Genomic DNA, 9,008 nt, shown 5'->3' on the forward strand with positions numbered 1-9,008 from the left:
GCTCGCGGCGGCTAAAAACACAGAAATAAGCGGGTGATCTGAGCGTTTTTGATCGATTTGCCGCTTTTAAAATCGGCAGGGGCTGAAGTCAGCCAGAAATACACAACTACTTCAGACCATCCCTAACTGCTCGGCGTATATTTCCTCAAATTCGAGGGATTCCAGCACCTCGGGTACCGGAAGCGTCGACAAATCCACGGCACTCATACCGATACCTCAAGTAAGTGGCTTTCGCCCAGGTATTCACCTTTCAGCTCCAGCGTTATCTGGCCGCCTACAACCGCCGTCACCCGCACACCTTCAAGCTTCAGTTGCGGCAACCAGCGCCCCAGGGCGCGCGCGGCTTCAGCCTGTACGGCGCTTTTCCAGCCACCAGATACAGGCAAGTCGACGTAGCGCCGGAGCTTGCTGCCGTACTCGGGACGTTGGCGGCGACTGCCCAAGGGGGTGGTTAGGCAGTCCTCAATGCACTGGCGCAAATACTCGATGCCGGAAATGATCTTGCCGGTACGGCGATCCATTCCCATCATCGGGCGTTACTCCTTGATCAGCTCAAACTCGGGATGCTCAGCCAGGCACTTCAGGGCCGGTTCATCGTCTGCCGTTACGGTAACGGTGAAGGCCTCCACCGGCAGCACGCGGCCGTCCTGCAGGATGATCGTGCGAGTTCGATACACCTTGTCGCGGTACCGCACCTGGGCGCTGTTTGGCGGGGTGTTCTGTTCTTCGGTGTCGCCTTTGACTGACTTGGCCATGTTTGCTCCAGACGTAAAAAAACCCGCACTGGGCGGGCTGTTGTGGATGGGTTCGTTAGTGCTTGTGGTTCGGCGTGTTACCCGTGGTGTCGATTACTTTCCCAAGGCCGGTAATGTCCCCAGTGACCAGCAAAGGGCCGTCAACCTTGACCGCGCCTATCAAACCGATATCACCCGCCGTTACCGTAACGCTGCTATCTGTCACCACGGCCGAAGCGCCGCCGACCGATATAGTCACTGTGCCGCTGGGCAAGGTGATGGTGTATGACTTGGCCTGCCAGTCGTAGACCAGGGAACCGCCATCATCAAACCGCCACACCTCCACATGATCGCGGTTATCCGGCGGCGCGCCGGCGTTGCCGTAAAGCCCAGGAATGAACGTGCCCTGAGCGGCCTCACCGCTGGGACTGAACAACACGCCCTGCTCTCCCAGGCTGGGCGAGCGCCAGTGCCGGGCCTTGCCGGCAGCCAGGCTGTGCCAGCGCACCCAAGCGCTGGTCCAATCTCCATCCGAAACCCGACACGCCGGAGGCGATGCCGCCAGGTCGACCGCGACCACATAGCAAGGCTTGAGCATTGCCGCGATCATGCGGTCATGCTGGGCCAGGACGTAGGCACTCACGGGATATCCTCCGGTGCGACGTACTGTTGTTCACTGCCGGGCCCAATATCGGGACTGAAACCGAACACCAGGGAACCAGGCGGCTCATCTGGCCAAGGCCATTCAAATTCACCGAGTTCAAAGGGCTGAATCCACTGAACCGACCACATGACAAACTGCTCTAGCTCAAGCGTTGGGGCTTCTGGCTGGGCGTGTACCTGCTCCGGCGGCCCGGTAACAAAATCCAAATTCCACCACTGATCCTTTAGCACCGTCATCATTTGGCCGGCCAGGATAGCGGCCTGTAGCGATGCCTTCGGGCGGTCAGCTTCCACCAGAATGCAGGATTGAAAACGACCAATGATCGCCGTTTTCCCCTCCCCCCGATCCTGGCCTGGGCCCATATCAGTGATCCCGTACAACAACGCCGGCGTCATCACCTCGGCGCCCAACTCCGGGAACTGCTCAACGTGTACAACCCGGGGCATCTGCTCGCTAATGATGCGAGTGATCGCATCATGTAATGTCGTCAGTTCGCTCATTGGACACACTCAATACCAAGTCGACCATGCCGGAACCATCGGGCTTCAGGCGGACAACCTTGTAGCGGCCACCGCCCAATAGGGCCGGCAGCTCAATGGTTAAATGGTCGCCCTTCTTGACGCCCTGGACGTCGACCACACGCACGGTAAGCGTGGGTTCCAACACCTCGTCGGCGTTGATTGCGCCACCCAATCGCGCCGCACCCGTCTTACCGCCGCCGATTTCAGCACCGACAAAAGGCGAGGCGAACGCGCCATAAACAGACCGACCATCTGCCAGCGTCGCAGGATCGCCCAGGCGCTGTACTGCCAGAGCGTCCATGCGATCAGCCAGGGCTCGAAAGCCGCCGGCCATTACTGGATCAACAGCGCTTCAGCGAAGCCGCCAGAGGCATCGCCCAGCAGCTTGCCGAATGGCACCGCGTCAGCGGTCCCATCGGCCACCAGGCCGCCCGCCAACAGGCTTACTTTCGCGCCTTGCTTCAGGGCTCCCGTGACGGGCAACAACCACGAACCGCCGAGGGCACCGACGCACAGCTGGCCTTTAGCGGTGGTGTCCATAGGCACTACCACCAGAGCGTTAATCGCCAGAGGAACACCCGAAGTCGTCCCAGCAGTGGGTGAAACAAAGGTGACGGTCTGGCCGGGGCCTTGGTAATTCTTAGACATCGTTCAATTCTCCAGAACACAGAAACAACAAGCCCCGCACACGGCGGGGCTATCAGGGGGAACCGCGGATTACTTGCCGGCAGCGCCGTACAGGCCGCGATAGTCGGCAGGTGCCACGCCGGCATCAATGCGAACCTTGCTGGCCACGCCGTCGACGCTGAAACCGTTCTGTTGTTCGACGTAGGGCGTGTCGATGCCATTGAGGTAAGCCACCTCAATGGTGTCGGTACCCTGCTTGGCAGCCATGTACCAGGCACTTGCCGAACTATCATCAAGACGCGGCTCACCGATTACTTTGGCGAAACCACGAATCGGGTTGATGATCCCCGAGTTAACATCTGCGCCCGGCACCGAGGCCGAGTTGATCAGCTGATTGGCCTTATCTTCCAGGGCAACCGGCGTCAGCACGTAGGCCGGTCGGATGTTAAGAGTACGGGCCTTGCCGCCGTCTACCTGCGTTTTCTGCGAAGCCATCGCGGTCTTGCCCGCGATCAGACTGGCAATGGACAGCTCAGAGCCGGCGCCGGTCGCCCAGTTCTTGCGAGAGGCGTCAAACAGCGGCTTGCCGTCGCGCATCTTCGGCGGACTGGTCAGCACCGCATAGACCAAATCACCGATGGTCGCACGCGCGGCCTGGCCCATCTTGTACGGCACGTCACTCAGCAACGACAGGTCATCGTTGATGATGGCTTGGCGAGTAATCGAAAACATTTCGCCGTAGGTGGCCAGCGTGATCGGCTCGCCACGATCACTCAGCGTGATGTGTTTGTACTCAGCGCCGGGGCGCACTTCACGCAGGCTAGGAAACTCACCCAGGCCGACACGGGAAGACGTTTTGAAGTCGCTCAGCTGGCCCTTTTTGGTCCAAAGCTGGAACGTTTCGGGCGCATCTTCCCAGCCCTGCAACACCGACTTGCCAGAGATATCCAGCAAGATTTGCCCAAAGTCGCTGGAGCCGTGGGTAAACGCCAAACCGACCATCTGCATCGGATTCAGCGTAGCCACCAGAACGCCGCGCTCGGTCAGTGACGCCCGGGCAAGCTCGCGCATGCTCATGTGATTGAAACCGTTGCTGGCCTCGATAGCTGTAATGCCAATGCGCGCCTCCAGCGAAGCGCGCACCGAATCACCGACCAAATTACCGTTGGAAATATGGCCGTGCATGCCTGCAACATTGGACGGGGTGGTTTGCTCGCCCAATTTGGCCAGCAACAACGTGCGCGCGCCTTCCACCGTGCAGGCCATATCAGTCACGCAAGCTTGCAGCAGGTCCGAATGTGCGGCGGCAAAACCGCCGAAAGCGGCAGTAATTCCGGTGCGTCGCTCGCCTTCTTCCGCCAGCACTTGTGCCCGGATCTGGTCAGGGGTCAACGTAGCAGCGGCGGCCGGTGCGGGTGCAGGGGCCGGCGCAGGGGCTGGTACTTGGTTACGCGGGTTCATCAGCGAGCTAAAAGCTTCTGGTGGCATGTGTTCAAACTCCTGCATGCGTTTCGATTTGAGTTGTGCGGCAGCCACCAGGGGGTCAATCAATTGATCAGCAAAGCCGGCTGCCACCGCCTCACTGCCATCCATCCACGTTTCATCCTTCAGCAACGCGTGAATCTCTTCCGCGCTCTTGCCGGTCTTGCTGACGTAGGCCTGGACCAACGTCCCCTCAACCTTGTCGAGTAGGTCGGCATAACGGCGCATGTCGTCCGCGTCACCGCCCTGCGCGCCCCAGGGCTTATGAATCATCATCATGGCGTTAGTCGGCATGTAGACCTTGTCACCCGCCATCGCGATCACGCTGGCCATTGAAGCCGCCAAGCCGTCGATGTACACGTCTACCCGTGCCGGGTGCGCCTTCAAGGTGTTGTAGATCGCCATGCCGGCGAACACATCACCCCCAGGGGAGTGGATGCGCAAATTGATCTGTGACACGTCACCGCACGCCGCCAGATCCTGGGCGAACTGTTTGGCGGTGATCCCCCACCCGCCAATCTCGTCATACAGCAGAATCTCGATACTGCCGCGCGCCATCGCACGCATTGAGTACCAGCTTTCCACCGGTTGGTTTGCCGCCGTAATCACGGCCGAAACCGAAGACTGAACCGATGCCCGGGGCAGCATCAGGGGCGGCGCGTTAGGCTTTCTCTTTTTCGCTTGATAGGTCTGCATTGACGGTCACTTTCCCGTAGAACTTGTGATAGGCGTCCGAGCTGAACACCAGCCCTTTTGCCCGGTTGCTTTCAACTTCCGCTTGACGCGAACGCTTCAGCTCTTGCGGGTTACGACCGCGTGCGCGTGCTACTTCGGCTTCATCAGCAAAGCCCGATTGCACCAGCGAATCCCAGGCGGTCGCCTCATGCACAGGGTTAATCCAGGGCATCACCGGCCCCTGATAAACCGCGCTATAAACCGAGTCCATGTTGACGTCGCCAGGCGGCACCAGTACGCCGCTCACCAAGGCCATTTCGACGAAGCCCCGGTAGACCTTGCGCGCCCAGTAATCGATAAACTCGTGTTGCAGCAAGTCGTAACCTAGCTGCGACTCGACCAGCTCCTGGCGCTGGGCCGAGTAAGTGCCCGTGTAGCTACGCGTCGCGGTCGAGTAACCAATACGCGTACCAGCCGCGACCGCTCGCAACTGACCGTTACGGAAGCTCTCCACGAACTGGCTGGGCCGGTTGCTTTCGATCATCCCCACGTCTTCGCCGGGCAATAACCCGTCGAACACCATCCCGGGGGCAATCGGGATGCTTCGCGCACCGGTGGCCTGGCCATCCTTGCCAGCGGTAGTAGGCGTAGTTATGTAATCGTCGGTTGAGCCCTTCTTGATAAACATCGCCAGGGCCGCGCTGATGCGCGCCGCAACACGTTCGCTTTCTTCGTAATCCTTGATATCCGCCAGGCGGGTCAACACCGCGTGCAATAGCGGCTGGCCACGGTTCTGCCCAATCCGTTTACGGTAAGCGATGTGCAACATCCGCTCGGCCGGCACAAACTTGGTATCTACGGATAGGCTGAAGCCCAAAGCGCTGCCGGGGTGACGCTTCAGCAGGTTGTAACCAAGAACACGACGCCAGGCGTCCCGCGTGATGCCCTGGCAAATCCCCTTAGCCTCATCGTTGTAGTTCCAGGGCAGATAATCCGGCTCCAGAAGCTCCAACGAAAAAGGCACTTTGTGCAGGTGTTTGAAGTTCGGCACCTTGCCCAGTAGTTGCTGGGCCAGCATTTCCCCATCGCGCAACCAAGTGCGGCACACCAGGCGCTCCATCTGCGCCCGGGTCAGCTCTCCCGAGGTTTCCGGGCGCAACGACCACTCGGCCCACAGGGATTTAATTTGCGCGGCAAACCCCAGGTGGATGTTGCCGGCATGATCCAAGGGCAGCGGCTCCACGGCGATGCCGGCACCACCCACCACACGCTCCTCCAGTCGGTCAAAAATCCCCGTCACCAGGTCGTGGTCTTCGTCCAGCTTTCGAGACTGACCACGCAACGACTCGGCGTCTCGCTGCAACGAGCTGTCAGCGCTCCGCGTTTGTCGCTTAGCCTTGTGCGTGCGTGTTATTTCGGCTGCTTCGAAGGCTTGAATGCCGCTACGTGCCGCCAGGCGCCGCAGGCCCGCACCAGGGCTTACCGCTGCAATGCAGCGGTCAAGGATGTTCACCGAAAGTCAGCCAGGGCATAACCCGGACTGCCTTGCGCGGCGGCGCGCTGGGCGTTGGCCCGGCGCTCCCACTCGCGTCGTCCTGCTTGAATTTGCGGCAGCTCGGCCATGGTGTGGGTACGGCCATTAAAAATGGTCGTTTTACCCAGCAGAATGGCAGCCTCCGCTTCCAGATACTTGTCCAGCATCTCCTGCGCGTTTATAGCCATCCGTTACCTTCCACGTTGTGCCAGTCGCCTGGGGCGTCGGCTTGAGTTGATAGGGGCTCAGGCCGCGCCGACTCAATCGGCAGCTCTGATTCTTCCGTTTCAGACCCTGGATCAATCACATCGGGAACCTCCCACGTACCGGAATCGGGAACGTATTGGGCTTCCATTGCGAGCAACTCCAGATCCAAACCGAACTTTTCTTGGCTAATTCGCAACGCGGCCAGCGCGTACACAAAGCAGTCCAGCGCCTCGTTACGTTTCTTACTGGCATCCCAACGCAGCACCCGCCGCCCCTTCGCCAAGATCCATTTCTTGGTTTCACTGGTCAGCTGCTTGAGTTCGTCGTCATCACAAATCGCGTCGTCGGCTGGAAAATGCACCAGGCCCGGTACCGGACGATTGCCGTCCGGCTGTAGTTTTAGGCGGTTGTAAATCACCTCTTTAGCGTTGTCGGTACCGACTTCGGTTAGGTAGGTTTTTGACTTTCTCTCTTTCTTGCGCGGGAAACTGGCAATGGGCTTTCCGTAGGTACTGGCACCAAAAATCGGTACCACCCAATGCAAGCCGTGCTTGCGACTCTGTGCCCTCACCGTTTCCGAGTGGTGGCCACCAGAGTCCCAGCACCAGCGCATCACGGCCATTTTCGTGCCGTCAGCGCGGGTGAACTGCTTGTGCAGCTCAAGCCCGACTTGGCGCAGCAGCTCGGCGCTAGCAGGATCGCCCGTCAACACTCGACGGTAGACCAGCCAAGCTTCCTCACCTGCTCCAAAGCCCCATACCCGAAGCTCGTAGCGGTCATCCTGAGTGTCAATGCCACCCATCAGGGCTGCGCAACGAGCGGGAACCTGGGCCGCATATACCTCGCGGCGTTCGCGCAGCAACTCCCAGTCAACTTTCTCGGTCAGGTCTTCTTCCCACGGCTCGCCCAGTGTGGTGTTTACAAAGGTCTTGAGCTTGCCCCGGTCCTTACCGGCCTTGACGCGCTCGTCTGCGATCTTCACCCAAGTGGTGAACGTTGAATAAATCGTCCAGATATGGAACGTCAGGCGGCGCGGTGTGCGGATAGGCTTATCATCCGCCCCGAACCACTCCATGCTGTCGCGGGTCCAGACGCCGGTTTTCTCGCAGATATAGCGGCCGGTGCGTGACGCCTCGACCATCTGGTAATGCTCAAACGCGCAGCCATTGCCGGACTCGCAGAGATACCAAGCCTTATCAACCTCGCCCAGGGCATCCTTGGACCACTTGAGCCCAAACGCCTCATCCTTGCCGCCCCACTTCAGCGTTTGCTCAGTGCGGCAGTGCGGGCACTGGATGTGAAAGCGCAGCAGGTAGGCTGATTCCTCGGCCGCTCGCGTAATCTGGCAGCTGCCCGCAAGCTTGGGCGTTGAGCCACGAATAGACTTAGGAAAGGTCGCGCCCTCTAGACGCTTATCCCCCAAGAAGGTGGGCGAACCCTCGTTGTTAATGTCCGCATCGAAGCTCGACAGCTCGTCGTAGCCCACTTCGTCCGGGCTTTTCTCCCGGTAGTTGCCCGCCGCCTTGCCGCCCAACCACCACAACACCTTGCGGTTTTCGAAGGTCTTTTGATCTTCAGTGTTGTCCTTGTGCTTTTTACCGAACCAAGGCGCCATGGCCTTGATTACTGGTACATCGCGAATCATGGGGTCGACGTGCTTTTTCATGATGCCCTTGGCATCGTCGTCGGTCGGGCTCCACATGCAAACGCTGCGTTTCTTGTGCTTGATCTTGTAGGCGATGTTCGCCATCAGCATCTTGGTGTAACCGATGCGCGCCGATTTCGGCAGATTAAGCTCATGTATCAGGTCGTTACCCATAGCGTTCAGCAACGCGACCTGGAAAAACTCAGTCGTCCATTTGCCCTCTCCGTAGGACGACTCTGAGGACATGTAGAAATATTCGTCAGCCCACTCCACTGCCGTCATGGGCGGATCGACTTCAAGGGTTTTCAACCCGCGCCGGACCGCCTCAACCAGACTCTTGATCCAGGGTGGCGAGGTACTCATCCAAAAGCTCCGGTATGCGATCAGCCAACCCGGCAGCCGCGTTACGCGTAACGGCAATTTCCGTTTCAACAGCCTCCAAGTGGCGCACGTTGATATCGGGATGTTTGCGCTTCACGTTTTTATGAACAGTGTTGAGGGTTGAGGCCAACTGCGCGGACAGGCTGGCCAGGGCAAAGATCATGAATCCGACAGGAACCAGCTCCTTATCCCCGACCTTGTTTTTGCGTGCCTGAGCGTCGGCCTGTTCACGGGTCAACCGAAGTCGCTCACAATCAATCTTGTAACCAATGAGTGGATCGACCTCTAACGCGCCAGGTTGCTGCTTGCCGGTTTGGTGTTGCAGCCGGTTATCCACCACCGACCGAACGTCATAAAACGACTCTCGGCCGATCTTCGCGATGGCCGGAACGTCCCATTTATCAAAGGCCTGCACCGAAATACCGAGGCTGTCTGCCATGTTCTTCTTGTTCAGCCAGCCAGGCTGTCGCGTGATCGTGGTGATCTTCGAAGACATAACAACAACCAACCTCTGAAAAAGGGTCACACGTAGCGAATG

The 9,008-nt window shown here is 59.1% G+C and carries 11 protein-coding genes; all 11 read right to left on the minus strand.

What is annotated here, in order from left to right; genetic code table 11:
- Window positions 1-203 precede the first annotated feature (203 nt).
- The 11 genes from GIW79_RS28900 to GIW79_RS28950 all read right to left on the minus strand — a co-directional run bounded on the left by GIW79_RS28900 (window position 204) and on the right by GIW79_RS28950 (window position 8,966).
- Entirely contained in the window at window positions 204-530 is a 327-nt protein-coding gene (locus GIW79_RS28900; protein WP_034117639.1) for a GPW/gp25 family protein, read from the minus strand.
- Window positions 531-536: 6 nt separating this feature from the next.
- Entirely contained in the window at window positions 537-755 is a 219-nt protein-coding gene (locus GIW79_RS28905) for a hypothetical protein (RefSeq protein WP_236456719.1), read from the minus strand.
- A gap of 55 nt (window positions 756-810) precedes the next feature.
- Entirely contained in the window at window positions 811-1,344 is a 534-nt protein-coding gene (locus tag GIW79_RS28910) for a phage baseplate assembly protein V (RefSeq protein ID WP_236477463.1), read from the minus strand.
- A gap of 29 nt (window positions 1,345-1,373) precedes the next feature.
- The gene (locus GIW79_RS28915; protein WP_236456309.1) at window positions 1,374-1,898 is read right to left on the minus strand and encodes a hypothetical protein; all 525 of its coding nucleotides are present in this window, start codon (window positions 1,896-1,898) and stop codon (window positions 1,374-1,376) included.
- On the minus strand, window positions 1,873-2,253 hold the full coding sequence (locus tag GIW79_RS28920) for a head-tail joining protein (protein WP_442968637.1): 381 nt from the start codon (window positions 2,251-2,253) through the stop codon (window positions 1,873-1,875). Before GIW79_RS28920 ends, GIW79_RS28915 begins: the two co-directional genes overlap by 26 nt.
- On the minus strand, window positions 2,253-2,567 hold the full coding sequence (locus GIW79_RS28925; RefSeq protein WP_236456305.1) for a DUF2190 family protein: 315 nt from the start codon (window positions 2,565-2,567) through the stop codon (window positions 2,253-2,255). The genes GIW79_RS28920 and GIW79_RS28925 overlap by 1 nt, the downstream gene beginning before the upstream one ends.
- Window positions 2,568-2,636: 69 nt before the next feature.
- Complete coding sequence (locus GIW79_RS28930) at window positions 2,637-4,724, minus strand: ClpP-like prohead protease/major capsid protein fusion protein (protein WP_442968638.1); 2,088 nt, start codon at window positions 4,722-4,724, stop codon at window positions 2,637-2,639.
- On the minus strand, window positions 4,690-6,216 hold the full coding sequence (locus GIW79_RS28935) for a phage portal protein (RefSeq protein WP_236456303.1): 1,527 nt from the start codon (window positions 6,214-6,216) through the stop codon (window positions 4,690-4,692). The genes GIW79_RS28930 and GIW79_RS28935 overlap by 35 nt, the downstream gene beginning before the upstream one ends.
- Window positions 6,213-6,425, minus strand: coding sequence for a hypothetical protein (locus tag GIW79_RS28940; RefSeq protein WP_034117634.1), 213 nt, complete (start codon window positions 6,423-6,425; stop codon window positions 6,213-6,215). The genes GIW79_RS28935 and GIW79_RS28940 overlap by 4 nt, the downstream gene beginning before the upstream one ends.
- Window positions 6,416-8,452, minus strand: coding sequence for a phage terminase large subunit family protein (locus GIW79_RS28945; RefSeq protein WP_236456301.1), 2,037 nt, complete (start codon window positions 8,450-8,452; stop codon window positions 6,416-6,418). The genes GIW79_RS28940 and GIW79_RS28945 overlap by 10 nt, the downstream gene beginning before the upstream one ends.
- Entirely contained in the window at window positions 8,415-8,966 is a 552-nt protein-coding gene (locus tag GIW79_RS28950; protein ID WP_034117633.1) for a terminase small subunit, read from the minus strand. The genes GIW79_RS28945 and GIW79_RS28950 overlap by 38 nt, the downstream gene beginning before the upstream one ends.
- Window positions 8,967-9,008: the final 42 nt, after the last annotated feature.

Origin of the sequence: Pseudomonas sp. PA-7-1E, assembly GCF_021605325.1 — a bacterium.
Lineage (GTDB): Bacteria > Pseudomonadota > Gammaproteobacteria > Pseudomonadales > Pseudomonadaceae > Aquipseudomonas > Aquipseudomonas fluorescens_BV.

Bases quoted from the DNA above. Each gene is read 5' to 3' on its own strand.
- GIW79_RS28910 (WP_236477463.1), bottom strand. From the start codon at position 1,344: ATGATCGCGGCAATGCTCAAGCCTTGCTATGTGGTCGCGGTCGACCTG.
- GIW79_RS28950 (WP_034117633.1), bottom strand. From the start codon at position 8,966: ATGTCTTCGAAGATCACCACGATCACGCGACAGCCTGGCTGGCTGAAC.
- GIW79_RS28915 (WP_236456309.1), bottom strand. From the start codon at position 1,898: ATGAGCGAACTGACGACATTACATGATGCGATCACTCGCATCATTAGC.
- GIW79_RS28900 (WP_034117639.1), bottom strand. From the start codon at position 530: ATGATGGGAATGGATCGCCGTACCGGCAAGATCATTTCCGGCATCGAG.
- GIW79_RS28930 (WP_442968638.1), bottom strand. From the start codon at position 4,724: ATGCAGACCTATCAAGCGAAAAAGAGAAAGCCTAACGCGCCGCCCCTG.
- GIW79_RS28905 (WP_236456719.1), bottom strand. From the start codon at position 755: ATGGCCAAGTCAGTCAAAGGCGACACCGAAGAACAGAACACCCCGCCA.
- GIW79_RS28920 (WP_442968637.1), bottom strand. From the start codon at position 2,253: ATGGCCGGCGGCTTTCGAGCCCTGGCTGATCGCATGGACGCTCTGGCA.
- GIW79_RS28945 (WP_236456301.1), bottom strand. From the start codon at position 8,452: ATGAGTACCTCGCCACCCTGGATCAAGAGTCTGGTTGAGGCGGTCCGG.
- GIW79_RS28925 (WP_236456305.1), bottom strand. From the start codon at position 2,567: ATGTCTAAGAATTACCAAGGCCCCGGCCAGACCGTCACCTTTGTTTCA.
- GIW79_RS28940 (WP_034117634.1), bottom strand. From the start codon at position 6,425: ATGGCTATAAACGCGCAGGAGATGCTGGACAAGTATCTGGAAGCGGAG.